Origin of the sequence: Comamonas sp. 17RB (assembly GCF_030056555.1) — a bacterium.
Taxonomy (GTDB): domain Bacteria; phylum Pseudomonadota; class Gammaproteobacteria; order Burkholderiales; family Burkholderiaceae_C; genus Comamonas; species Comamonas terrigena.
The window spans coordinates 505,470-529,582 of the sequence record NZ_JASHHY010000001.1 but is presented as its reverse complement, the minus strand read 5'-3'; the positions used below and the strand labels follow the sequence as shown (position 1 = coordinate 529,582).

Annotated in this window: 29 protein-coding genes and 1 tRNA gene; 21 read left to right on the top strand and 9 right to left on the bottom strand. The window is 63.0% G+C overall.

Annotated features, from left to right (window positions below; translation table 11 throughout):
* Positions 1-232 precede the first annotated feature (232 nt).
* The 5 genes from QM470_RS02270 to QM470_RS02250 form a co-directional block, all read right to left on the bottom strand.
* A complete protein-coding gene (locus QM470_RS02270) occupies positions 233-388 on the bottom strand; it encodes a hypothetical protein (RefSeq protein ID WP_283337988.1) in 156 nt (51 codons plus the stop codon).
* Entirely contained in the window at positions 385-534 is a 150-nt protein-coding gene (locus QM470_RS02265; RefSeq protein WP_283337987.1) for a hypothetical protein, read from the bottom strand. Before QM470_RS02265 ends, QM470_RS02270 begins: the two co-directional genes overlap by 4 nt.
* A gap of 357 nt (positions 535-891) precedes the next feature.
* Positions 892-1,038 (bottom strand): hypothetical protein, encoded by a 147-nt coding sequence (locus QM470_RS02260; protein WP_283337986.1) that lies wholly within the window; start codon positions 1,036-1,038, stop codon positions 892-894.
* Positions 1,039-1,806: 768 nt separating this feature from the next.
* The gene (locus QM470_RS02255; RefSeq protein ID WP_283337985.1) at positions 1,807-2,334 is read right to left on the bottom strand and encodes a guanylate cyclase; all 528 of its coding nucleotides are present in this window, start codon (positions 2,332-2,334) and stop codon (positions 1,807-1,809) included.
* A gap of 282 nt (positions 2,335-2,616) precedes the next feature.
* Positions 2,617-2,910: a hypothetical protein gene (locus QM470_RS02250; protein ID WP_283337984.1), complete on the bottom strand. Its 294-nt coding sequence runs from the start codon at positions 2,908-2,910 to the stop codon at positions 2,617-2,619.
* 1,319 nt (positions 2,911-4,229) lie between these two features.
* On the opposite strand from QM470_RS02250, the gene QM470_RS02245 reads away from it, so the two are divergent.
* The gene (locus QM470_RS02245; protein ID WP_283337983.1) at positions 4,230-4,787 is read left to right on the top strand and encodes a DUF1003 domain-containing protein; all 558 of its coding nucleotides are present in this window, start codon (positions 4,230-4,232) and stop codon (positions 4,785-4,787) included.
* A 450-nt stretch (positions 4,788-5,237) separates the two neighbouring features.
* Here QM470_RS02245 and QM470_RS02240 read toward each other — a convergent pair whose 3' ends face one another.
* Positions 5,238-5,450 (bottom strand): hypothetical protein, encoded by a 213-nt coding sequence (locus tag QM470_RS02240; RefSeq protein ID WP_280011092.1) that lies wholly within the window; start codon positions 5,448-5,450, stop codon positions 5,238-5,240.
* 536 nt (positions 5,451-5,986) lie between these two features.
* Here QM470_RS02240 and QM470_RS02235 point away from each other — a divergent pair.
* From QM470_RS02235 to QM470_RS02215, 5 genes are all read left to right on the top strand, one after another.
* The gene (locus QM470_RS02235; protein ID WP_255503299.1) at positions 5,987-6,109 is read left to right on the top strand and encodes a hypothetical protein; all 123 of its coding nucleotides are present in this window, start codon (positions 5,987-5,989) and stop codon (positions 6,107-6,109) included.
* A gap of 766 nt (positions 6,110-6,875) precedes the next feature.
* The gene (locus QM470_RS02230; RefSeq protein WP_066533348.1) at positions 6,876-7,094 is read left to right on the top strand and encodes a hypothetical protein; all 219 of its coding nucleotides are present in this window, start codon (positions 6,876-6,878) and stop codon (positions 7,092-7,094) included.
* A 33-nt stretch (positions 7,095-7,127) separates the two neighbouring features.
* Positions 7,128-7,397, top strand: coding sequence for a translation initiation factor IF-1 (gene infA / locus QM470_RS02225; protein ID WP_066532953.1), 270 nt, complete (start codon positions 7,128-7,130; stop codon positions 7,395-7,397).
* Positions 7,398-7,454: 57 nt separating this feature from the next.
* Entirely contained in the window at positions 7,455-7,706 is a 252-nt protein-coding gene (locus tag QM470_RS02220; protein WP_066532949.1) for an RNA recognition motif domain-containing protein, read from the top strand.
* 205 nt (positions 7,707-7,911) lie between these two features.
* Positions 7,912-8,097: a hypothetical protein gene (locus tag QM470_RS02215; RefSeq protein ID WP_280011091.1), complete on the top strand. Its 186-nt coding sequence runs from the start codon at positions 7,912-7,914 to the stop codon at positions 8,095-8,097.
* Positions 8,098-8,568: 471 nt separating this feature from the next.
* On the opposite strand, the gene QM470_RS02210 is transcribed toward QM470_RS02215, so the two are convergent.
* Entirely contained in the window at positions 8,569-9,186 is a 618-nt protein-coding gene (locus tag QM470_RS02210) for a LexA family protein (RefSeq protein ID WP_066532947.1), read from the bottom strand.
* 80 nt (positions 9,187-9,266) lie between these two features.
* On the opposite strand from QM470_RS02210, the gene QM470_RS02205 reads away from it, so the two are divergent.
* The 8 genes from QM470_RS02205 (at position 9,267) to QM470_RS02170 (ending at position 13,571) form a co-directional block, all read left to right on the top strand.
* A complete protein-coding gene (locus QM470_RS02205; RefSeq protein WP_283337982.1) occupies positions 9,267-9,638 on the top strand; it encodes a transcriptional regulator in 372 nt (123 codons plus the stop codon).
* Positions 9,635-10,624, top strand: a complete 990-nt coding sequence (locus QM470_RS02200) for a YdaU family protein (RefSeq protein WP_283337981.1) — start codon at positions 9,635-9,637, stop codon at positions 10,622-10,624. Before QM470_RS02205 ends, QM470_RS02200 begins: the two co-directional genes overlap by 4 nt.
* On the top strand, positions 10,614-11,270 hold the full coding sequence (locus tag QM470_RS02195; protein ID WP_283337980.1) for a DUF6475 domain-containing protein: 657 nt from the start codon (positions 10,614-10,616) through the stop codon (positions 11,268-11,270). The genes QM470_RS02200 and QM470_RS02195 overlap by 11 nt, the downstream gene beginning before the upstream one ends.
* Positions 11,267-11,599 (top strand): hypothetical protein, encoded by a 333-nt coding sequence (locus QM470_RS02190; protein WP_283337979.1) that lies wholly within the window; start codon positions 11,267-11,269, stop codon positions 11,597-11,599. Before QM470_RS02195 ends, QM470_RS02190 begins: the two co-directional genes overlap by 4 nt.
* The gene (locus QM470_RS02185; protein WP_283337978.1) at positions 11,592-12,005 is read left to right on the top strand and encodes a recombination protein NinB; all 414 of its coding nucleotides are present in this window, start codon (positions 11,592-11,594) and stop codon (positions 12,003-12,005) included. Before QM470_RS02190 ends, QM470_RS02185 begins: the two co-directional genes overlap by 8 nt.
* Before the next feature lie 127 nt (positions 12,006-12,132).
* Positions 12,133-12,540, top strand: coding sequence for a hypothetical protein (locus tag QM470_RS02180; RefSeq protein WP_283337977.1), 408 nt, complete (start codon positions 12,133-12,135; stop codon positions 12,538-12,540).
* A gap of 338 nt (positions 12,541-12,878) precedes the next feature.
* Complete coding sequence (locus QM470_RS02175) at positions 12,879-13,076, top strand: hypothetical protein (RefSeq protein WP_283337976.1); 198 nt, start codon at positions 12,879-12,881, stop codon at positions 13,074-13,076.
* 409 nt (positions 13,077-13,485) lie between these two features.
* Positions 13,486-13,571 (top strand) — tRNA-Tyr (locus tag QM470_RS02170).
* A 228-nt stretch (positions 13,572-13,799) separates the two neighbouring features.
* Here the strand turns inward: QM470_RS02170 and QM470_RS02165 are convergent.
* Both QM470_RS02165 and QM470_RS02160 read right to left on the bottom strand, forming a co-directional pair.
* Positions 13,800-14,387, bottom strand: coding sequence for an NAD(P)H-dependent oxidoreductase (locus QM470_RS02165; protein WP_283337975.1), 588 nt, complete (start codon positions 14,385-14,387; stop codon positions 13,800-13,802).
* 61 nt (positions 14,388-14,448) lie between these two features.
* Positions 14,449-14,841 carry a MerR family transcriptional regulator gene (locus tag QM470_RS02160; protein WP_349307058.1) on the bottom strand — a complete coding sequence of 131 codons (393 nt, stop codon included), beginning with the start codon at positions 14,839-14,841 and terminating at the stop codon, positions 14,449-14,451.
* A 381-nt stretch (positions 14,842-15,222) separates the two neighbouring features.
* Here QM470_RS02160 and QM470_RS02155 point away from each other — a divergent pair, with 381 nt between their 5' ends.
* The 7 genes from QM470_RS02155 (at position 15,223) to QM470_RS02125 (ending at position 24,049) form a co-directional block, all read left to right on the top strand.
* Positions 15,223-16,854 (top strand): HamA C-terminal domain-containing protein, encoded by a 1,632-nt coding sequence (locus tag QM470_RS02155; protein WP_283337973.1) that lies wholly within the window; start codon positions 15,223-15,225, stop codon positions 16,852-16,854.
* A 101-nt stretch (positions 16,855-16,955) separates the two neighbouring features.
* On the top strand, positions 16,956-19,097 hold the full coding sequence (locus tag QM470_RS02150) for a DEAD/DEAH box helicase (RefSeq protein WP_283337972.1): 2,142 nt from the start codon (positions 16,956-16,958) through the stop codon (positions 19,095-19,097).
* A gap of 220 nt (positions 19,098-19,317) precedes the next feature.
* Positions 19,318-19,953 carry a terminase small subunit gene (locus QM470_RS02145; RefSeq protein ID WP_283337971.1) on the top strand — a complete coding sequence of 212 codons (636 nt, stop codon included), beginning with the start codon at positions 19,318-19,320 and terminating at the stop codon, positions 19,951-19,953.
* Positions 19,950-21,254, top strand: coding sequence for a PBSX family phage terminase large subunit (locus QM470_RS02140; protein WP_283337970.1), 1,305 nt, complete (start codon positions 19,950-19,952; stop codon positions 21,252-21,254). The genes QM470_RS02145 and QM470_RS02140 overlap by 4 nt, the downstream gene beginning before the upstream one ends.
* Positions 21,254-23,374: a portal protein gene (locus tag QM470_RS02135; protein WP_283337969.1), complete on the top strand. Its 2,121-nt coding sequence runs from the start codon at positions 21,254-21,256 to the stop codon at positions 23,372-23,374. Before QM470_RS02140 ends, QM470_RS02135 begins: the two co-directional genes overlap by 1 nt.
* A complete protein-coding gene (locus QM470_RS02130) occupies positions 23,371-23,664 on the top strand; it encodes a hypothetical protein (protein WP_066532928.1) in 294 nt (97 codons plus the stop codon). The genes QM470_RS02135 and QM470_RS02130 overlap by 4 nt, the downstream gene beginning before the upstream one ends.
* Positions 23,657-24,049 carry a hypothetical protein gene (locus tag QM470_RS02125; RefSeq protein ID WP_283337968.1) on the top strand — a complete coding sequence of 131 codons (393 nt, stop codon included), beginning with the start codon at positions 23,657-23,659 and terminating at the stop codon, positions 24,047-24,049. The genes QM470_RS02130 and QM470_RS02125 overlap by 8 nt, the downstream gene beginning before the upstream one ends.
* Positions 24,050-24,113: the final 64 nt, after the last annotated feature.

Sequence of the window (24,113 nt, the reverse complement as noted above, 5' to 3'; positions counted from 1 at the left end):
GCGCCATGCTCCAACCCCTGCCGGTTTGCGCCGGCAGGGGTTTTTTATGGGCGGGCAGAAGAGGGGGGCAGTGCCTTGGCCTGCTTGGGGTGCCGTCGCAGTGCGGGGGGCTGGGTTTGGGGCTTTATGGGGCGGCGATCGAACCGCAGCGGCCTAGGCGATGCCTGTGCGGGCATGGAGGGTGTGGGTGAGGTGCTGCCAGGGCGCTGCCGGGGCATGGTGCGGGTGCCGATCAGCTGTGGCCCAAGACGATGGCGGCGGCCGCGGCCAGCGCGAAGGCGCTGATGGACAGCCACAGCAGCAGGGCCAGAAAAAGAGAAGCCCGCAAGGCTGCGGGCGGGCGGTGGGGACGGGGTGCGGTGTGGGGTGGTGATGGGGTGGTGTTCACGCGGTGCCTTGTATGCCGACGGTGGTGATGCCTGCCATGACGCTGCCGGCGTGCAGCAGGCCGGCGGTGTAGGCCGCGTTGCGGGTGCCGAAGGTGCTGGGGCTGGGCTGGCCGTTGATGATGTAGATGAAACGTGTGAGGTGCACGGGGTGCTCCTGGGTGCGGCCGATACAGCCGTCGATGCGCTGCTGCGCTGCCTGGCCGTACGGGGCGTGGTGGATGTGCGGAATGTCCTGAGCGTGCTGCCTGCGGCGGCACGCCTGGTTGCGATGGCGAATCTGCGGCTGGCGGGCCGTGTTGGTGGAGGGAGCTTTAAAGGCGGTGCGCTTTACAGCTGGGTGGCCGCCAGCACGGCGGCGATGAGCAGGGCCAGAAACAGCAAAGCCCGCGTGAGGGCGGGCTTCTTCTTGCGGCGCGGCAGGCGCTGGAGCTGGATGGGGGGGGCCATGGCGGTCTCCAATAAAAAACCGCCTCGGTGGGCGGTTCGTGGTGCGGGGGAGTGCTCAGAAGGCGTCGACGCTGTATTCGCCGAAGGGTGACTCCTGTGCCAGCAGGCTCATGACTTCTTCCGGGGGGCGCGGTTCAGGCATCTCGGGGATGACCTGTTGGGGCTGGAGGTGCTCGTAGAGGGCGGCGGAAAAATGCGTCATGCTGGGCTCCTAAGGTTGGTATCAATATCTGGGTCGTGTTTATCGAACGTCTCCGGTCCGTATATGGTTGACGAGATATTTGAACGAACCATGACAGTTAACGAAGAGTTACTTTTGGCGACGGGCGGGCGGGTGGAATCGGCGAGATCCGCAGGTACCTGGGCCTTGCTCGGTGCTTGCCAGTTGTCGGTTGCCTGTTGTCTGTAGCTGCATGCGGTGTGGCGTTGCACCCAGGGTGTGGGTGCAGCGCTGCGCGTGGGAGGGCGCGGGGTGCATGGCATGCCGCGCGCACAGCACGGCAGACATCGCCACACACCACACACCACACACCGCAGGCACAGGTGGTGGCCTTGTGCCGATCCCTGGCGTGCGCCGCGCTGCGGTGGCCGGCGTGGTGTGGCAGTGGTGGACGGCGTCGCGGCACCAAGCCTCCAACGACTCCCAAGCCGCATGCACCACGCCGCTGCTGCCGTGGAATTCGGAGCCTAGCGCGTTGCACTGGGGCGGGTCGGGCCGAGGCCCACCAGTGCAGGGTGGCGGGCTGGCGGCGGCAGGTCAGCCGAATCAGTGCCGGTGGCCGGGCTGTTGTGTGCGGGCAGTGCCGTCCTATCCCGCACGGCCCGCCAGGGGCGCCGCCGTGCAGGCTGCACGGAGGCTGGTGTGCGCGGTGGCGTGTGGCGGGCGTGCGCAGACTCCTGCGGTGGGGCCGGGATTCAGCGCAGCGCAGCGGTGTTGCCGCAGTCGCAGTCCCAGTCGCAGTGTTGCGGCTCAGGCCACCAGGGCGGCGCTGGTGGCGTGGTGTTCCACCTTGGCGGTGCCGTCGCGCAGGGCGCGGGTGTTGATGTAGCGCGGCAGCAGGCGGGCGGCCTGGCGCAGGAATTCGTATTCCGAATCGTCCAGGCTCAGGCACTGGGCGTCGAAGTGGCAGAGGGTGCCGAACAGCTCGCCGTAATTGTCCAGAATGGGCAGGCCGTGGTAGGAGCCCAGGGCGCCCTGGAAGCGCAGGCCGTCGAGGCGGCGGTCGCGCAAGGTGTTGGAGGTGGAGAAGCCGTCTTCGCGCAGCACGAACTGGCAGAAGCTGTCTTGCAGCGGCACTTCGATGATGTCGGCCGGGATGTGCTGGCCCTGTTTGTCGAACAGGTAGAGGTTGCGCAGCATGCCGTCCTTGAGCTGGTACACGCCCGTGTAGCGGTGGGGCACACGCTTGTTGAGGAAGGCAAGGCCGGCAGGCCCATCCGCCTTCAGGATATTGGTGTAGATCTCAAGCGCATCGTTCGCGGTAGCGGCGTTCGTCATGGTCAACCTCCTGTTGGTCCTAAAATTCTGCGCGTTGCTGCGCTGCAGTCTGGTTGCCGTTCGGCGTGGACACGGGCGGATCCGACCTGCGGTGTAGGCCGGCACCGCTTGACAGCCGCGTGTCTGATCGCTCCTGCGCGGATGGGCGTGGGTGGGTGCGGCATGTTGCGGGTAGGTGCGGCTGGGTTCCTTATGGCGGGATGGCCTGCGAGTGCCTGTGGGTAAAAGGCCCTTGCAAGGGAGGGCGAATGGGTGGGCAAGCGGTGTGCGGGAGAGGCTGGCTCAGTCGCTGAAGCCGGCGTGGCGTTCCACCAGGGCGTCCTGGCGCAGGGCCTGGCGGTGCACGTCGTAGGCGTTGAGGATGGCCTCGTCGATGCCGGGCTCCAGCAGCGGCGCGATGTTCACGCCGCGGTGCCAGATGGCGGGGACCGAGAGGTCAAAGTCGTCGCCGTAGTGGACCAGGGTGTCCAGCGTGACGCCTTCGACCGTGACCCGAAAGCGCACGGTGTCGGGTTCGTAGGGCGGCAGGCCATCTGCAGCGGAGGGGATGGCGCGCAGCGGCAGTCGTGCGTGCATGAGGGCTCCTGTGGTGAAGACAAAGTCCGCCCGGCGCGTGCGGGGCAGGTGTGGGTGTGAGTAGGTCTAGGCCGGTTACATGCAGCGGCCGTGTGCGCAAGAGCGCCTTGCCTTGCGGCATGCAGGCGGATGCGAAAGGCAAGGGCTGGATGTGTCCCCGGCAGGGGGACGGTTGCAGCTGCAGTCGCCTGCGTCTGTCCCAGGTTGCTGGGCCAGCTTGCCGTGCCGGTGTGGTGGGGCGGGCGAGCGATGGATTTCGCCGAGCGGCCCTTAATCACCGGGTTTACATGATTTACAAGCCGCACATTTACGTGCTTGCGGGTGAAGCAGAAGCTGACCGCCCCCTCTCATGTGAAAGGACTGTCAGATGTGTAACTACTGCTTATGGGCACGTGCCGGGATCGCGGTGGCCGTGCTGGCATTGACGGGGTGCGTGTCGCCCCCAGCGGGAAGCCAGGATGGCAATGCCACCCTGGTCTCCATGAGCGATCGGCCGGTGGACCGGGGTTGGGATTGGCTGGAGAGCCGTCCGGGTAGCGAAGGGCCACGCCGTTGAGCCAGGGAGCCCAGGTCACAGCACTGGCTGTGCGGGCGATCACTCCTTTTTTATGGTCTTGGTGGCGCGCCGCATGAAGGGGCTGCGCGCCACGCGTCTTCCAGAGATGCGTCTGCATGTAAGAGCGTATTTGTTACATGCTCTGTTCCCGGCGCCGGCCAGACTGTCGGGTTGACTGGGTAGGGCCCGCGCAGGGTTGCGACGGCGATTGCATCGCATGGCGTCACGCAATGTGACGCGACCGAACGTGGTGCTGTGCCGCAGCCGCAGTGGCTGGGATTTGGCGTGCAATGCCACCGCTGCCTGCCCGGTGGGGGCGCAATCGCAGCGCATTGGCGATGCCGGACCGTTCAGGGTACCGCGATACGGGGTGCGAAAAGGGTGATGGAATCAAGCGGCGCATTGCCTGGGTGCAGGCCTGGGGGGCAGAGCCGGTCCGGCTGCTGTTGCTGCTGCTTCTGCTTCTGCTTCTGTTGTCATTCGGGCAGACCGTGTACAAGGGTTCGTGCCTGCGCACTGCGGCCGGCAGAATCCAGACCCGTATCCGCACACCATGGACATAAAAAAGCCCGCCGGGCCGAAGCGGGGCGGGCTAACTTACTTCGGATGAAGCAAGGAGGGAGAGTGTTCAGGCGTCCTGAGCATGGGCGTGTCCGGTGTTGTAGCGCAGCCAATGCCGGTGTGGACTGCCACTAGGCAACCTGGCGGCAGCCGTCTATCTTTGATGCCGGATTGCAGCTGTTTCACCAAAGGAGCATCCAGGATGCCAGCCAAAGAGCATTTGAGGGCCCGGTTGGACGTTGGCGCCGTGGGGGCGCTGGACGCCAGCGCCAGGAAGGTCACGGAGCACATTGCCCACCGCAAGCACATCTCGCGCAATGTGGCGCGGGAGCTGGAGCTGCCGTCGCCCAGCCTGGGCCAGCGCGCTGCGGATGCGGTGGCGGCGTTTGGCGGTTCTTGGACGTTTGTGCTGCTGTTTGTGCTGACGATGCTGGTGTGGATGGGCGTGAACGTCGCCTTGCTGGCTTTGTGGGGGAAGACCTTCGATCCCTATCCCTTCATTTTGCTGAACCTGGTGCTGTCGATGCTGGCAGCGATCCAGGCGCCCATCATTCTGATGTCGCAGAACCGGCAGTCCGAGAAGGACCGCATCCGGGGCGAGCACGACTATGAGGTCAACCTCAAGGCGGAGCTGGAGATCATGCTGTTGCATGAAAAACTGGACGACCTGCAGCAAAAGCAGTGGAACGAGCTGATCGGCCTGCAGCGTGAGCAGCTGCGGCTGCTGACCGTACTGGCCGAGCAGAAAGATCGCCGCTGAAGGCCGCACCATCAAGCAAGCCGCAGGGCTTGCGTGATGGCCCCGCTTTACCCTGCGGGAGCGGGTGCGTGCGCAGGCAGCACGCTAGCCAGGGGCTGTCATTTTGAAATCTCCATGGAAGGAAAGCCCCGCCGGCCACGGCGTGCGGAGCGTTGTCTGTGTGCGATGCGGCACAGGGAGCACCCGCCATGGCCAAAAAGAAGCCCGCACAGGGCGGGCTCGGGTTCTTTGACTGGCGGCACTAACTTTGTTGCTTCTCTCTCACTCCGGGTTCTTGTTCTCTGTCGCCCTGTTGCCGTTCGGGCTCTTTGTCGTTAACGGGGTAGCCAGGGCGTGGCGGAAGCGATGGATGCGGCTGTGTTTGGGGCGTGGCCAGTGGCGGCGGCCACGCCGTTTCGGTTGCGGTAGTCATAGCGCTGATTCCTTGCCTGCCTGCCCGGGCAGCCGCGGTCAATAGTCTTCCTCTGCCGTCCTGCGCCGGTGGGGAACCCTGGCGTCCTGCACCAGTTCCTGCGGGTGCCTGCTGAACTCCGGGGGCTCCAGCGATGCCTCTTTGTCAGGACGGTAGGTGAAATGATCGCCCGTGTACTTGTCGTCGTCTGTGTCTGGGCGCTGTGTGCTGGGGTTGCCGAGGAAAGCAACGATTCTGTTGAGGATCGACATATGCACCTCCGGTCCTGCAGAGGCAATCGGGATCAATTGCCTCCTCACACAGTACTCCTTTTCATGTCCCAAAACCGTCCTGAAGGAAACTCTTACATCCGTGTTCGGCAAACCGCAGCGCTCTCGGGGGAAAGCGCTCTGGTTTGTCCGTATCGCGTGACGGATGGCACTGCAGGTTCTTCCGGCCGCTGCAGGCCTCCACCCCCGGCCTGGAGAAGGCGCAGACCTTGGCGGCTGCTCAGCTACGGGATTCCTTCGCTGCTCTCGTCATTGGCTTGATCGCGTCTGCAACCCCCTGCTGCGCTCCTTTGGGAGCTGTCCCCGCCTTGGCGTTCTGTCGGCTGCGGCCGCGTATCACCGGGTCTGGGGTGTGGTGCAGTGGGTTGCTGCGATGGATGAAGTATAGAAATGCTAGTCTTTCAATGTCAAGTAAAAATAGCCTGAAAGTAAAATATTTCTATCCTTTTCGTTTTGAGGCCCAGGCTGACGCCAGAGCAACCGAGGTGGCGCTATACCTGCGGCAGGAGGTACATCCCATGGCCACAACACCCAAAGACCCCAGCAAAGACCAGGACCCGAAGCCCGAGCCGATTGATCCGCCGGACGATGCCCCACCGGTGGAGTTGCCGGGCGACCCCATGGACAAGCCAAACGTGTAGACGCCCACTGCGCGCGGTGGTGCGCGTGTGCCGTCCAGAGCGATCAAGGGCGATCAAACGCGATAAAGGGCCGTGCAGGGCGGGGGCTGCGTCCGCATGGCACGGGGCCGGGATGGAGCGGCGCGGCCGCTGCCATGGGCCCTTGCGCATGTGCGCGCCGGTGGTGCAGACCACTGGGGCGGCGGCGGTGGCGGGCCCGCATGCGGCAGCCCAGGCCATGGGCAAGCACCGGGCTGCTGCGTTTGTGTGATGTGTTTGTCTGAGGCGTTGGGCGGGCGGGCCTGCGGTGCGGCAGCCAGCGCAGCGGATGCCGCCGCCGGGGGGGGGCAGCAGGTGTGCGGGAAGTGTGTGGTGGGCATGCGCCGCACACCAGGGGCGGTCACACAGGTGCGGGGCGGGATGGTGGCGCAGTGGTGGCCTGGTGCGTGGGTGCGTTGGCCTGCTGGACGCGCGAACCGCGGGCCGATTGCGCCATGGGGCGGGGCCCAGTGTGCTGACATTGGCGCATGGATCCCCTGGCCGTGTACACTGGTCCCACTCGCTGTCCTGTCTTTCGCCCCAGCAGCGCCTGTCTGACATCCACGCCGCCCACTGGCCGCTGGAATCCGCCCCTTCATTGACGAAGCCCGCGGTGGTCACGCTCCCTCTGGCGAATCCCCTGCAGATCCCGCACCCTGTTTTGGATCTGCCCCCCTCGTGTGCCCCTTGCCGGGCATCTCTTCCCCTTTTGCTGGTGGCATGCGCCCGTTCGCGTGCCATCCCCTGCATGCTGCATAAAAAAACCAAAGAGCAGATTGGCCACTACCTGGTCACCCCGTTTCCCATTGCCACCGAAGGCGGTGGCTTTGTCGGCGCGGTGTCCATACGCCGCGGCAAATACGACCGCGTTTTCCGCTTTATTCCCCAGTTCGCCACTGAATCGCTTGCCTCCAGTTACGCGCTGTCCGAAGGACGGAGCATGGTGCAGAGCCATCGGCTGAATTAGGACCCTCCGCTACGCCACATCCAAAGGAGATACATGGCCAAAGAAGAACTGATCGAAATGCTGGGCCGGGTGGTCGAAGTGCTGCCCGACTCGCGTTTCCGTGTCACGTTGGAAAACGGTCATCAACTGATTGCCTACACCGGCGGAAAGATGCGCAAGTTCCGCATCCGCGTCCTTGCCGGCGACAAGGTCACGCTGGAGATGTCTCCCTATGACCTGAACAAGGGGCGGGTGACGTTCCGCCATATCGAGACGCGCTCGGGCTCCAATGGCCCACGCCCTCCACAGAAACCCCGTCGATAGATTTTTGTCGAATTTTTACAGGCCTGCTTCCAAGCAGACCGTCACTGAAAGAACACCATGCAATCCAATCTGTACGTTACCAATCTGGCCTACACCATCACCGACGACGCACTGCGCGCGCACTTTGAAAGCTGCGGGCATGTCAACTCGGCACAGGTCATTGTCGAGCGGGATACAGGTCGCGCACGCGGCTTTGGCTTTGTCGAAATGGGCTCCGACTCCGAAGCGCAAGAAGCCATCCAGAAGCTCCATGAGCAGCCCCTGGGTGGGCGCATGATCGGCGTGGCGCTTGCCCGCGCCCGCAAGTAAGCCCGGCTGTCTTCTCAAAGGCTCGCACACCGCAAGGGGGCGAGCCTTTTGCACGTATGCACATCCCCGGGGGTGTGCAGCCGCGCAGCCCGGCGACTCGCGAGCCGAGGGGCTGCCCTGGTGTCCGCACTGCCTTCTTGCGGCAACGCGCTGAAGGCATACAAGGCATGCACGGACCTTCAATCTGAGTGAAAGCGATATTCTTATGGGCAAAAAAAAAGATAGCACCGTCGCTCGCATCGTGGCGCCGAAGGAATGGGAGCTCAAGCGCGCGCAAGAACGCATCACCTATCCACCCGGGTATGCGGGGCCGATCCAGATGGACTGGCGCGTGCGTGAAACGTACTCCGCCAAGGACCTGGATTACCGCGGCCGGTCCAAGACCGAGTGACTGCGCGCAGCGGGCTGCAGTGTCCGCGCGTTGGTGACGAGGCCCTGCGTCGGCTGGCGGCAGGGCAGGGAGACCAGTGGCCGTTCTGCCCGGCTGGGAAGCCGGCCTGACCGCCTGTGTCCGATTGGCCGTGCAGCGGTCAGTACAGCGGCCACGCATTGGCTGGCCTGAAGCGCTTGCCTGCACATTGACGTGCCATGGGCGGTGCGAGGGCGCGGCACCACGCCGCGCTGCAACAGGGCGGTGCGTCCTCCGGCCAGGACGCCGGCAGGTGCGGGCGGTGCTGTGGACATGAAAAAGCCCGCGCAAGGCGGGCTGTGCGGGCCTATAAGGCTTGTGTGGCCGCCGGGCCTGGGGTGGCACAGGACTGCCGCACGCATGGCAGGGGCCCCTGACTGTGGGTGCTGCGCACAGGCCTGTCCATTCAGGGGCCAGCCATTCGGCGCCCATCCACTCGGCGTGCAATCCCCTTTAAAACACCATCGAGTCCGGCCCCACCGAACCGGCGACGCGGCAGATGCATTCCACCTCTTCGCGGGAGATGGTCATGGGCGCATAGCCGTTGTTGATGCTCAGCAGCTGCACCTCGTCGCCGCGCATCCAGTTGAGCTGCTTGAGCAGGCATTTGCCGTTGGTGAGCTTGACCACCACGTCGCGGCCTGGCTGGGCTTCGATGCTGGGCGTGACCACCACAAATTCCCCGGCGCGGTAGCGCGGGTGCATGGAGTCGCCCTTGATGCGCAGCGCATACGCCTGGGGGTCGCCCGTCCAATATTCCACAAAGCCATCCGGCACCGGGTCCTGCACCAGATACCCGTCGTCTCCACCTTTCACACTCCCTGTCACCGGCACCATCCTTGATTTTTTTAGTTCTAGAGCCGGCTCCACGTTCGATTCCACACCCCCCAGGGCGGGGGGCGGGAAGCCGGTTTCCCTGGATATGGCCTCAATCAGGTCGAGCTTGGGCTCGTGCTTGCCGGTTTCCCAATGGCCGACGTTGGCCTTGGTGCGGCCCACGGCCTCACCCAGCTGCTGCTGCGTCCAGCCTTTGTGGCTACGGGCAGCCTTGATCCAGTCTTTGATATCCATGGCGCGATAGTAAAGATTTTCTATACTTCATGGGCTAGTAATGCTTGTCTTTGTTGGCTAGTAATGCTAGCCTTGTGCGCATGAAGCATCCCATCGAGAAGGCGGCCGAAGTCGCCGGTTCAGAAAAAGCCCTGGCTGACTGCCTGGGCGTGACCAAGGCCGCGGTCTGGCAGTGGAAGCAGCCCGGGCGCAAAACGCCGATCGAGCACTGCGCGGCGATCGAGCGGCTGTGCGGCCATGCCGTCACGCGCCGGGAGCTGCGCCCGGATGACTGGCAGGCGATCTGGCCGGAGCTGGCCGAGCCCGGCAGCGTGCCTGCCAGCGGGCCGGCCACCAGCCAGGCCGCAAGCCCGGTCCCGGGATCGGCGGGGCAGGGGGCGGCCATGCCGACGGCAGATTGCCCCGCCACAGAACAGGCGCGCAGTACCCGGACGCAAGGAGGGCGGCCATGAATTACTACCCCTTTCATATCGGTGACTACCGCAGCGCGACCATGCACCTGAGCAATGCGGAGGACCTGGCCTACCGCCGCGCGCTGGACTGGTACTACGACACCGAGCAGCCCCTGCCGCTGGACACCCAGTGGGCGGCCCGGCGCCTGCGCGTGGAAGCCCGGGACCTGGACACGGTGCTGCAGGACTTTTTTGTGCGCACGGGCGAAGGCTGGGTGCATGAACGTTGCGGCCAGGAGATTGCCCAGTTCCAGCAGATGCTGGCCAAGAACCGCGCCAACGGTGCCAAGGGCGGGCGGCCCAAGAAGGCCGTGGAAACCGACCCCCAACCGGTGGGTTGGCCGCCGGTGGGCGCCGGGGTGGCGGCGGCAACCCAGCCCCAAGGCAACCAGGAACCAAGAACCAGAAACCAGGAACCAGAACACCCCCTTGCCCCCGACGGGGCGGCGGGTGGGGGCGCATTGCCCAAGACGGCTGCTGCGGCCCCGCGCCATCCTGCCCATCCTGCCCATGCGAACCGCCCGAGCGGACGTGCCGACCCGGCCGATCTGCCCGCACCGCATGCGCTGCCACGCGCTACGGGCGACAACAGCCACCCGCTGGCCGCCACGGTGTGCCAGCTGATGAAGCGCCTGGGCGTGGGGCTGGTCAACCCGGGCAACGCCAAGCTCAACGCCCTGCTGAACGCCGGGGTGGGGGTGGGCCAGTTCGAGGATGCGGCGCACAAGGCCCTGGCCGCTGGCAAGAGCTTCAGCTATGCGCTGGGGATTGTAGAGCGCGAGGAGCGGGAGGCGCGGGCGCTGGGCGCCCAGCTGCAAAAGCCCCGGGTGGCGGCGCAGCCGGTGAACCGGCAGGAAGCACTGGAGGCGCGCAACCGCGCCGTGGGGGATGCGTGGCTGCAGAAGATGCAGGCCCAAGCCCAGGCGCAAACACCGACGCAGACGCAGACGCAGACGCAGGCACAGGGGGCAGGCCATGCGCGCTGACGAAATGCCGGCATTCAAGGACCTGCTGACGGACGCCATGGCCTACTACGGCAAGGACTGCAGCGCATTCACGCTGACCGTGTGGTGGGGGGCTTTGCAGGGCTGCGAGCTGGAGCAGGTGGCCACCGCGCTGCAGCGCCATGCCATGGACCCGGAGCGCGGCCAGTTTGCCCCCAAGGTGGCGGACCTGGTGCGCGTGCTGCAGGGCACCAGCACCGACCGGGCCGCGCTGGCCTGGGGCAAGGTGCACGAGGCCATGAGCGCCGTGGGCGCCTACCGCGATGTGGTGTTTGACGACCCGGCCATCCACGCCGTGGTGGAAGACCTGGGCGGCTGGCCCAAGGTGTGCCGCACCGACACCAGGGAGCTGTCCTATCTGCAGCACCGCTTTCAGGAAGCCCACCGCGCCTACACCGCGCGCGGGCAGTGTGACTACCAGCGCCGCCTGGCGGGCGACCGCTCGCCCGACCACGAGTACAGCAGCCGGGGCATCCCGCTGCCGCGCCCGGCGCTGGTGGGCGACCCGCAGCGGGCCATGGCGGTGATCCAGCACGGCAGCGTGGCAGGCAAGACACGGATTTCCACCTTGCCCGCCCAGGCCATGCGCCTGCTGGCCGGCGCTTCCCTGCAGGAGGTGCGGGCATGAGCGGCGCTGTGACCTTGGCGCAGATCCATGCGCGCTGCCGCGCCGATGGCGGCTGCTGGATCTGGCAGGGCGCGCTGATCCGCCAGCGCCCATATCTGAGCGTGCACGAGGGCAGGGTGCGCTTCAACCGCCGGGTGCAAAAACAGGTACTGGAGCTGACGGGCGCGGTGGTGCCCGCGCAGGCCCGCATCACCCAGCGCTGCGGCAACCCGCTGTGCTGCGCACCGGCGCACCAGCAAGTTCAGGCGCCGCGGGGGCAGGCAGCTTTTCTACAGGCCCTGCAGGGCAACCCCTGGGCGCCTTTGCTGTGGAGGGCGGCCCATGTCTGAGCAACTGGAGATCGATCTGTTCAGTCGCCGGCAGGCCTGGGTGGCCATCCGGGCGCAGCTGTTCCCGTTTCTGGCTCAGGCGTTCCAGGGTTCCGGCCGCTGGGTGCTGACCGTGGCGCGCTGCAAGCGCAGCCGGGCCCAGAACCGGCGCTACTGGGGCCAGGGCGTGCTGGCGCAGATTGCGCAGCAGGCCGTGGTCAACGGCCGCCAGTACGACGCGCAGACCTGGCACGAGCTGCTGAAGCGCCGCTTCATCGGCGTGGTGGAACTGCCCGACGGCGCCGTGGTGGGCGCCAGCTCCAAGCGCCTGAGCCCCGCCGAATTTGCCGCGTTCTGCGCCCGGGTGGAGGCCTATGCCGCATCCGAACTGGGCGTGACGTTTTACGACCTGTGGGAGGGCGGATGAGCGGGCGACGTGCGTTGTGTACGCCGCCTGCTCCCAGAAACCCCACCCGACCCGCCCTGATCCCCGACCAAATCCAAGCCAATCCAACCCGATAGTTCAAGCGACTGAAAGAAAGAGAAGACAGCCCATGCAGACCACAACCCCCAGCTATGTGGACTACCAGCACATTGCACCCGAACATGCCGCCATCCACGAGCGGCTGCAGAACTGGCGCCGCTGGGTGTCCGGCAAAGGTGCCTCCTGGACCGCACACCCCATGTGGCGGCACCTGAAGGAAAAAGAGGAGCGCGAACGCGGCACCATCACCCTGGCGGTGGACGCCATCGACGGGCACCTGATGGAGAAGGCGGTGTATGCGCTGCCGGAGCGACACCGCTTTGCAATCCGCTGGTGGTATGTGTACAGCGGCAATCCAGCGAAAGCGGCCCGCCAGGCGGCGGTGAGCAAGGCGCGCCTGGCCGAGCTGGTGAAAGAGGGCCGCGCCATGCTGTGCAACCGCCTGCGGGTGGTTGACGGCAGGGAGGATTTCAGATAACGTACGCGCATCGTTAGCACTAGCACGGAACGAACCCGGTTTGCGCCGGGTTGGCTGCGACCCCGGTTACATCCCATACAAAAGCCCGCCAGGTGTGCCTGCGGGCTTTTTGTTTGGGGTGGGGGTAGGGCCTGTGGTGCGGCGATTCAACGCGTGCAGCGGCGGTGGCCAACCGCCCGTCGTCTTCTAGACAAACGTCGATTGGACGGTATGTTAATTAGTGTAAATTTTGTCTTTAAATTAACGACCGCGACGGCCTTGCATCCCTGGGCTGGAGTTTCCGATATCTGCGTTGAGGCCGGCGGCTTTCCAAGGTGTTCGCTGCAAGAGGGGTCACCATGTTGTTTGTCATTGGCGCCAGCATTCTCCTGTGTGTGTATGCCGTCAGCTGGGGCTGGCTGGAACGCAATGACTGGCAATTGGCCGTTCCTTCGCACCGCAGCGCGTTGGCCATCCTCCTGGTGGTGACGGCTTATTTTTCCGGGGTGGCCTGTTTGCTGACCACGGTGCTGAAGTCTTTTCTGCGGTTCTTCTAGCGGGCCCAGCTTGAACCTGGGGCGCTGCAGGCATTGCCCACCACCCATACCAAAGCCCCGGCAGATCTGCCGGGGCTTTTTTGTGGCCGCTGCCAGCGTACGGGGGTCATGGCGCCTGTGCTGGGGGTGGGGTTGCCGCCGCCACGGCCCGCAGGTGGGGTGTGCATCTGGCCTGCTGCAGCCCCCCGTGGGGCAGTCGCGGGCCGCCTGCACATTTTGTTTGCGATGGCTTGCGAAGCTGAAAAAACTGTGGTAACGTACGTCCATCGTTAGCAACAGCACAGAACGAACCCGGTTTGCGCCGGGTTGGCTGCGACCGGATTCGCTGACGCCACAAAGCCCGCAAGGATTGCCTGCGGGCTTTGTTGTTTGCGGATGTGGTGCTATTCAAATGATAGAATCACGGCACGGATTGCGAGCAGCATTGGTGACTGCAGCGGACTGTAAATCCGCCGCCCGCAAGGCAACTAGGTTCGATTCCCAGGCAATCCACCAGCACACACAGCCCTGACCAGCGATGGTCGGGGCTTTTTTCTTGCCGGCACTGCCATGAAGTTGTCACACAGCAACGGCAAGATGCAGTGGCTGGGAACAGGTTGGGCCGCTGAAACGCTGCTTTGCCCCTGGCGCTAATTCCAAAGCCCTGGCCTTACGCGCCAGGGCTTTTCTGTTTCTGCTGCCGCCTGGTGTGGCAGGTCGGGCGGCGCATTCCGGTGGCGCGGCTCAGCGTGCGCCGGCACGGGCACCCAGAGCATGGGCGCGCTGGATCCAGCGGGCGCGCGTGGCGTCGCTGGAACGGATTACCGGGCCAAAGCTGTGCACGTGCACCGGCTGGATACCGCTGAATTCCAGAATGGTCTGCTTCATTTGCCGGTGGCCCGGTTGGCGCTGCACCCAGCGGTAGTACCAGGGCGGGGAGTCCATGGTTGCCAGCAGCTCTGCGCTGCGGCCCGCCAGCAGGCGGTCCCACAGTGCGGAGTTAGGGCGGTATTTGAAGGCGAAGCCGGGCAGGAAGATGCGGTCCAGAAAGCCCTTGAGCAGGGCAGGCAGGCCTCCCCACCAGATGGGGTAGACCCACACCAGGTGCTGTGCCCAGGTGATGTCGGCCTGTGCGGCCTGCAGGTCAGGCTCCAGCGGCTGAATGCGCTGGTACCCGTGGTACAGGATGGGGTCGAAGGCCATGTCACCCAGTTGCAGCAGGCGCACTTCGGCGCCCGATTGGCGTGCCGCATCGGCATAGGTCTGGGCCAAGGCCGCACACAGGCTGCTGGAAGAGGGTTGTCCGAGGATGACGAGGATGCGGCGGGACATGGAGGGTGGAAGCGGGCTGAGTGGACAAGCCGCCAGCATCACCTTGTCCCGTGGGGCAGAGTCAAGCGCTGCGTCGGATACCGAGTTGATCTGGCGCAGGGCATGCGCTGGCTGCGTCGCAAGTGCTCAGTTCCTGCGCCAAAGCGGCCAGGGCGCAGTCGGCCGCTTGCAGACGCTGCAGCTCATCCGCGATGGCGTGCCGTCGGTTCTGCAGCAAGGCCAGCACGGCAGCGGCGCCGGCCGGGGTGTCCATGGTGCGCAGCGGCTGCAGCGCGGCCAGGCGGAAGCCCAGCGCCAAGGCCTGGCGTATCCATTGCACGCGCTGCACATCTTCCGGCCCGTAGTGGCGGTAGCTGCCCTGGCGCACCACGGTGCCCAGCAAGCCATGCGCTTCATACAGCCGCAGCGCCTTGGGCGTGCACCCTGTCAGGGCTGCGAGTTCACCGATGCGCATGGAGGGCATCCGCATGGTGGCAGGGGACGGCGAAGTAGGTGGGTGGGTGAAGGTGCATGCGTGAAGGAAACTGTTTGACTGTAGTGTGGAAGTGTTGTGGTTTGGTGGCAGCAGATCGGGGGCGGAAATCATGGGTCGTAAACAATCCTTGGCCAGCGGTTGCTAGCGATCGTCAGGTGTTCGCGATTGCAGGCTGATTCAATAAAAAGATTAATCTCAATCCAGCTTGCTGAGAGCATTGCAGACAATAGTCAATATTGTGGATGGTCTGCCAAAGGCTATTAGTGGTAACGTTACAGTAGTAACAGGCCCCGTGTGTGTCGCCCAAGTCGGCAGAGCGGATGCCCGACTTCTGCAATTTTTTCACGCTACAGGGATTCCATGGTACGAACTAATAGCCCATCCAATAAAGGTGGGCCTGCGGCAAGACAAGGCTTCAAGTATCAGGACCACGTAGCTGTGAGCTTCATTTTCAAGATGCTCAGCGATAGCTGCTACTCTCAGGTGGAGTGCGAAACTGCGGACGATATAGTTGCCGTGTTTCACAGCTCAGAAGGTCGCGTCAACGAGTACATCCAAGTAAAAACAACCGAAGGTGACACCAAATGGAATTGGCAAGAGGTAGTCGAGCTTGATGCTACTAAGGTCGGCTCTTCCCTTCTGCAAAAGTCACTGAAATGCGATGTACGACCAGGTCTCGCCCGCTTCCGAATCGTGACCAAGCGTGATGTCGCAAAGATTCTTGAAGGCTTCAAAATAGAGTTGGACAGGCGGGTTCTTCCCGACGCCACCACGGCTCGCGGTGCGGCTCTGCTCAAGACGTTTAAGACGTTCGTATCCCCGAATAAACGAGATTTCGCCTATTGGGCAAAAAATTTTGTCTGGCAAGTATATGGTGACGTCGAGGCGCTGGAAGCGGTCAACATCAAGGCACTGTCCAAGCTTGCGGAGGGGCTGGGGAATCGACCCAACTTCACACAGCTGCAGGCAATTTACAACGAATTCCTAGAGATGGCCGACAAGGCTGCCACGGCGAACGTGAAGACAGCTTCTGAGTCGAAGATCATTCACCGTGAGCAGTCGCTGGCTTACTTAAGGACGTTATTGGATGAGGCCGATGACAAGTCAACGGCTTCATCCAAACCTTACAAAAAGCGTCCAGATCCATTTTTGGTTGAGTTTCATGCCAGCACAGAAGAGGAACTATTGCAGTCATTTTCTGGTTTTGACGTACGATATGCTCTAAAGAAATGGCGACACGAAAATTTTGCAAGGCATCTCATCGAATGGCTTCCTGAGTTTTCTCTCAAAGCCAGCGAGATCGTGAATATCCTTGCGCACAACGCCGAAGCAATTCTGGCACGATCAATTAGTGCCTTCAGCGACAGCGAGATCCCTCGCGACAGGCTCATCGCGGAACTAATTCTCCATGCAATTATGCGTAGCCGCCAAAACAGTGAGCCTGTTGCATGCAAAGTTTTCTATAAATCCGCCGGAAAGCTGTCGGAATTTGGCAATGCTCATATCGTTCAGGTACCAGGCCAGGAGGATCAGTTATGGCTTGGCCTTGCTCGCCTGATAAAAGCAGATGACATGGATGCAACACTGGCGCAGATCTGTGATGTCCTAGAACAAACGATCTCAGAGGCGGTGCTTTCGGCTGAGCGAGAAATCATTATTTCTTTGCGGGAACCGCTGCACCATCAGCCGAAAGCAGATGCCTTTAATCAAGTCCTGCATCGTAACTCGCCGATCGACGATATGCTAAATGTTCTCTGTTTCCCCATCCTGCTGACCTACGACAGTGAAGCGTTATCGTCAGGATGGCTTGCTGATTACGTAAATAACCTCAAGATGGAGATCGAAGCTCACTTCAGCAAGTTTACTACGCAACTGCCAGAGAACATAAAACAGGTTAAGGTGATGGCCTTTCTAGTGCCAATGGAAAGTATTGAGCAGTTGATCAAGGCTTTCAACGCTCGCTGCGAGAAGCTGAAAGTGTTGCAGGCATGAGCTGATACCTGTTCTTCGGTTTGCATTGTAGAAGGTGCAAGAGAGGGAAGATACGCCACGCGGATCTCTTTGCCTCGGAGATCTCAAGGAACGATGCAGTAATGAAATACGAAACGATCAAGAATAAGCTTGCAGAACTCGGTGATGATGGCGCATCGACAATCGATGTTCTGCTCGCCATCAACACCATCGTTAATAGAAGCAACTCAGAGTGGGAGAGCCGCGATTTGGTGATCCGAGCACTCGACAAATTCACGCTTTTCGACGCTGTTGAACAGTCGCTGCTACTCAACATGGTGCGAGCAGTCGGACTATTCCCTTACATCACGCCTCACCTCAGCAACATGGCGCTTTCTGATCGCCTGGCATACGAGGCTCACAGAGTTGAAGGCGTGGAACAGGGGATGGTATTTCATCATCTGCAGGCGCACGTTTTTAGCTTGATTATGCAAGGCCGAAATGTGGTGCTTAGTGCTTCCACAAGCGTTGGAAAAAGCTTGGTCATAGATGCTGTGCTGGCACAGCGTCGATTTAAAAAGGTGGTCGTGATCGTTCCGACCATTGCATTGATCGACGAAACCCGCCGTCGCTTGGTCAAGCGCTTCAAGGAATTCAACCTAATCACGCATCCCAGCCAGGAAGCAGTGCCAGATGCAACCAACGTCTACCTCCTCACCCAAGAGCGCGTCATACAGCGTCCTGACCTTGCTGATGTAGATTTCTTCGTCTTGGATGAGTTCTACAAAATCGACTTGGCGAACGATACAGACGAAAGCACCAGAGCGATTGATCTGAGCTTGGCCTTCCACAAGCTCGCCAAGACTGGTGCTCAGTTTTACATGCTTGGCCCACACATCCAGAAGATCTCTGGTTTGGAAGGTTACGAGTACCACTTCATTCCGTCCGACTACAGCACTGTCGCGGTCGACATTCAGAATTTCAATTTGGGGGCGCGCTCCGAAGAGCGAAAGGAAAAACTGCTGGAGTTGGTCACAACCCTGGATTCGCCCACGCTGATCTACTGCCAAGCACCACCCAGTGCAAACAGGGTCGCCGAGTATTTGATCAAGGAAGCCGGGTTATCCCCAGTGCCGGAGACACAGGAAATCGCCGCTTGGATTTCCAAGCACTACCATCCGGAGTGGAACGTTGCAAAGGCTATCTCTCTGGGAATTGGGATTCACCATGGAGGGGTTCCACGCGCACTGCAGCAGTACATCGTCAAGCTATTCAACGAGGGCATCATCAAACGAATCATCTGCACGTCGACGATGATCGAAGGTGTCAATACGTCGGCAGAGAACGTGATCATTTATGACCGTCGGTTGAATACCTCGACCTTAGACTACTTTACGTACAAGAATATTTCCGGCCGTGCAGGCCGAATGAAAAAGTACTTTATTGGCAAGGTTTTCATGCTCGAAGCCCCTGTTCTTGAGCAAGGCCTAACCGTCGAGTATCCCATCGGTCTCCAAGATGAAAGTTCTCCGATGGGGCTGCTCATGCAACTGGAAAACGAGTATCTGACAGATGTTTCACGTGACCGACTCCAAGAAGCGTACGCTAACCCGGTACTTTCGGCGAAGACCTTGATCGATAACCGGCATATACCAATTGAGCGGCAAGTCGAAGTGGCGGAGACGATTATTCGTGGCCTACCGCACAGTCACAAACTGCTGGAGTGGAGGGGGATACCTGAGCCGAATCAGATAAACTACCTATGTGAGCTGATTTATAGCTTGGAGGGTGGTAATCTGATGGACTACGGGATATCGTCCAATGCGCAATTGGCGTGGCACATCAATGAGCTCCGAAATCAGAAAAACCTGCCGGCTTACCTAAGAGATGCGGTAGCTAGTCGGCGACAGGAGCACACACCCAGCGAAGCGATCAACCTACGCCTGAAATTCATCAGGAATATGGTGTGCTTTCGATTGCCTCGGGACATTATGGCAATTAACAAGATTCAGGCCGACGTGCTGGCGAAGAGAGGCATCGAACCGGGTGATTTCAGCTTCTTTGCTGAGCAGCTTGAAAATATGTTCCTCGACCCACTGCTCACTGCATTGGACGAATACGGTATTCCCACTCAAATCTCGACCCAGATTAAGAAGCTCATTTTGCCATCGGAGCACCTCAACGAACTTCTAGCGAAACTTCGGGCACTGGCTCCAAGAGTAGAGCGTCTCCCGCTGACCGGCTTTGAGAAAACCTTAATGCGTTGGGCCGTCGCCGAAATGTAGTGTGCTTGGTTGTGCGCAAAGTGAGCAATTGGTGACAGACCACGATGCCGCCAGCAGGACGGTCTGCCTATTGGCAATGACTAATACTTGGCGCCGCACGAGCCAACGATGGAGCACCAACCCGAGCTAGCCGCGCAATTTCACAAACGGCAGCGCCCATGGGCTTTGCCGCGACACCACCACAGCCACCTTCGGGTGGCTTTTTTATTGGAAAAAACACATGGAACTGACCCCAAAGCAGGCGCGCTTTGTGGCCGAGTACCTGATTGACCTGAACGCGACTCAGGCCGCGATCAGGGCCGGCTATAGCGCCAAGACCGCCGCGTCCCAGGGGGCGCGGCTTTTGAAGCAGGGCGGGGTGGCCCGGGCCGTCCAGGCCGCGCAGCAGGCGCGGGCGGTGCGCACCGAGATCACCCAGGACCGGGTGCTGCAGGAGCTGGCGCGGATTGCCTTTTTTGACATCCGCAGGCTGTACCGCGCGAACGGGAGCATGAAGGACCCTTGCGAGCTGGACGCCGACACGGCGGCGGCGCTGGCCAGCATTGAGGTGAAGGAGGAGCTGGAGCGCGGCGGCGGGGAGGATGCGCTGCAGGAGCCGCCGGCCGCTGCAGCCGTCTCTGCAACTGTCTCCGCAGCCGGCTCTGCCGCCCACGGCGGCGCACCCCGGCGCAGGCGTGGCGAGCAGGTGGCGGGCTACACCATCAAGACGCGGGTGTTCGACAAGGTGGCCACGCTGCAGCTGGCCATGCGCCACCTGGGCATGCTGAACGACAAGCTGGGCCTGTCTGCCCCGGGCGGCGGCCCCATTGAAACGGTGGCGCATGTGACGCGCACCATCATCGATCCCCAGGCATGAGAACGCTGAATCTGAAGACGGCGCGCGTGTTTGCGCCGCTGCTGGAGCCTGCGCGCTACAAGGGCGCGCATGGGGGGCGGGGGTCTGGCAAAAGCCATTTCTTTGCCGAGATGCTGCTGGAGGACTGCCTGTACGAGCCCGGCGCCATGGGGGGCGAGGGCCTGCGGGCGGTGTGCATACGCGAGGTACAGAAGGACCTGAGCCAGTCGAGCAAGGCGTTGCTGGAGTCCAAGCTGTCCGCACTGGGGCTGGGGCAGGCCGATGGCTTTCGGGTCTACAAGGATGTGATCACCACGCCGGGGGACGGGCTGGTGATCTTCAAAGGCATGAACGATTACACGGCCGACAGCGTGAAATCGCTGGAGGGCTTCAAGCGTGCCTGGTGGGAAGAGGCGCAGACGGCCACCCAGCGCAGCCTGGACCTGCTGAAGCCGACGATGCGCGCGGCGGGGTCGCAGCTGTGGTTTGGCTGGAACCCACGCTTTGCCAAGGACCCGGTGGACCGCATGCTGCGCGCCGAGGGCTTGCCCACCGGCGCCCGGGTGGTGCAGGCCAACTGGCGCGACAACCCCTGGTTCACGGCCGAGCTGGAGCAGGAGCGCCAGGACTGCCTGCGCCTGCAGCCCGACAAGTACGACCACATCTGGGAAGGCGGCTACGAGACGGTGAACGAGGGCGCGTACTTTGCGCGCCAGCTGGCCGACACCCGGGCCCAGGGCCGCATTGGCGCGGTGGCGGCAGACCCGCTGATGACGCTGCGCGCCTTTGTGGACATTGGCGGTACGGGCCAGAACGCCGACAGCTTTGCGATGTGGATCGTGCAGTTTGTGGGCATGCAGGTGCGGGTGCTGGATTACTACGAGGCCCAGGGCCAGCCCATGGCGGCCCATGTGCAGTGGCTGCGCGACCAGGGCTATACGCCGGAGCGACTGCAGATCTGGCTGCCGCACGACGGCGAGAAGGCCGACACGGTGCACGCGGTGACGCCCAAGAGCGCGCTGCAGTCGCTGGGCTACCGCGTGACGGTGGTGCCCAACCAGGGCAAGGGGGCGGCGATGAAGCGGGTGGAAGCCGCGCGCCGGCTGTTCCCCAGCATCTGGTTCAACGAGACGAGCACGGAAGGCGGCCGCGCCGCACTGGGCTGGTACCACGAGAAGCGCGACGAGGCCCGGGGCATTGGCCTGGGGCCGGCGCACGACTGGGCCAGCCACGGTGCGGATGCCTTCGGGCTGATGTGCTGCGTGTGGGAGCCGCCCCGGCAGGGGCAGCCCCTTCAACTGCCCAACATAGGGATTGTGTGATGGCAACAATGAACAGTGACACGTTCCGCAATGTGCTGGAGCGTGAGATCGAGGATGCGCACAGCTGGCTGGCCAGCGGCATCCGGGGTGAGCAGCAGCGCAATCTGCAGTACTACCTGGGCCTGCCGCTGGGCAACGAGGTGGACGGCCGCTCCCAGGTGGTGAGCTGGGATGTGTTCGAGACCATTGAAGGCGCGCTGCCGAATTTTCTGGAGCCGTTTTTCAGTGGCGACCACATCGGCGAGTTTCTGCCGCGCGGGCCGGAGGATGCGGCCTATGCCGAGCAGGCCACCGAGCTGGTGAACTATGTGATCCGGGACGACAACCCCGGATTTCTGCTGTTCAGCGACTGGTTCAAAGATGCGCTGCTGTCCAAGCTGGGGGTGGTGCGCGCCAAGTGGGTGCAGCCGGACCCGGTGCGCGAAGAGTTCAAGGGCCTGAGCGAGGAGCAGCTGGTGCTGCTGACCCAGGATCCAGCCGTGCGCGTGCTGGAAGCCTCGCCGAGCGAGCTGCTGCAGCCCGAAGTGGCCCAGGCCGCCGGGCTGCAGCAGCCCCTGCTGTGGGATGTGACGCTGCAGCGCCGCCAGCGCGGCAAGGTGGAGCTGCGCAATGTGGCGCCGGGGGACTTTCTGGTCAACCGTTCGGCCAAGCGCCTGGAAGACGCCCGCCTGGTGGGAGAGTGGGTGACCTACACCCGCTCGCAGCTGACGGAGATGGGCTTTGCCGATGTGGCCGCGATCCAGAGCTTTGAGGGCAGCGGTGCCCAGGAGCCGGACGATCTGCGCGACCAGCTGGCGGAGAGTGCGGACCGGTCGCTGGAGGAGGTGCGGCTGTTTGAGGGCTTTGTGCGCTGCGACTACAACGGTGACGGTGTGGCCGAGTGGCGCCGGGTGCTGGTGTCGGGCAACGGCGAGCTGGAGAACGAGGAGGTGCAGGGCCATGAGTATGCGGTGCTGACACCCATCAAGTTGCCGCACCGCGTGATCGGCATGGCGCTGGCGGACCCGGTGGTGGAGCTGCAGCGACTGAACAGCGGGCTGACGCGCCAGTATGTGGACAGCCTGTACCTGGCCAACAACCCGCGCACCTATGTGAACCTGGCGGCGCGGGTGAATATTGAGGATGTGATCAGCAACCGCATTGGCGGCATCATCCGCGGCGAGGGTGCGGCGGGAGATGCCGTGGTGCCGATCAAGACCGCGCTGGTGGCGACGGAGAGCCTGGCCGGCATCGAGATGGTGCAGGGCATGCGCGAGCGCCGCACCGGGGTGACCCGCTACAACCAGGGCCTGGATGCGGACAGCCTGAACAAGACGGCCACGGGCATTGCCAAGATTGCCAACATGGCGGACAAGCGCATGCTGCTGATTCTGCGCACTTTTGCGGAGACGGGCGTCAAGCAGCTGTTCAAGCTGGTGCTGCGGCTGCTGACCCAGTACCAGGACATTCCGACCACGGTCCGCCTGCGCGGCCGGTTTGTGCAGTTTGACCTGCGCATGTGGTCGCCCGACATGGATGTGAGCACCGATGTGGGCCTGGGCACGGGCGACAAGGCCGAAACCCTGATGCTGCTGCAGCAGTTCGGCCAGTTCATGCAGCAGGCGGCGCAGGCCGGGCTGGTGGGGCCGCCGCAAATCTATGAATTTGGCAAGGCGCTGGCCAAGCACGCCAAGCTCAAGGGAGCGGGGGAGAAGTTCATGCTGGCGCCGGACCAGATTCCGCCCAAGCCGCCGCAGCCGGACCCGGTGCAGGTACAGGCGCAGATGCAGGCACAGATCCAGTCCCGGCTGGAGCAGATGAAGCTGCAGGGCCAGCAGCAGTTGCAGGCCATGCGTCTGCAGGCCGAGGCGGCCGAGGGCGACAAGAAGCGCGCGGCGGGCTTGCAGATCAAGCAGATGGAGCTGCAGCAGCGCGACAGGGACCGGCTGCTGGAGCTGGCCGCCGGCTACCTGGCGGCCAATGCCCGCGAGGCCGGCACCATGGGCCAGCCCACCAACATCATTGCCGGCTCCATGCTGGACCAGAACATCCAGGTGCCCGGCGTCACGGCCGAGGACCTGCAGCAGGCGGCCCAGAGCATTGAGGGCATGGCCCGGCAGTTTCAGGAAGGACAAGCATGAGTGCAGCCCAGTACCGCGCCGAGCGGGCCCAGCGCCTGCTGGAAGACCCGCTGCTGCAGGAGGCCCGGCAGACGGTGATCCAGGCGCTGCAGAGTGAAGTGCTGTCCCTGCCCCTGGGCGAGCGCGAACGCCGCGAGGCGGCCGTGGCCATGCTGAAGGGGGCAGAGCAGTTTTTCCGGGTGTTCGAGCTGGTGATGGACGGCTACAAGCTCGAACGTGCCGAGTTGACCAACGCGGCCCAGATCCAGGCTCGTCACCACGCAATCGAGGAGCGCATGCGCAATGGCTAGACCCCGTAAATCCCCGGCAGAGCAGAAAGCGGCCGAACCCCAATCACAGAACCTGCAGCAGGAGCAGCAGGCCCAGGCTCTGCAGGAGCAGGCTCTGCAGGAGCAGGCACCGCCGGTGCAGGCCCAGTGGCCTGTGCCGACACACCCGACCGGTGCGGATGCGCCGGCCATGGCCTCAGTGCCGATGGCGCCGTCGGAACCCGAGTCCGAGCCACTGGAGGCCTTTTTGCGCCGCGTGGAGCGCCTGCACATTGGGCGCGATGTGGTGGCCACGGCGGCCACCCACCCGCACGCGACGCAGCGGGTGTGGCCCGGCACCTATGGCGGCATCCGCCTGGAGGCGGGGCCGCAGTCCGTGACCTTCAGCGACGGCAGCACGGCGTAGGCGGTTTTCGGCTTTCTTTCGTTCTGCCTTCCGCCTTTTTCATTCACCTTTTTCACCTTTTCTT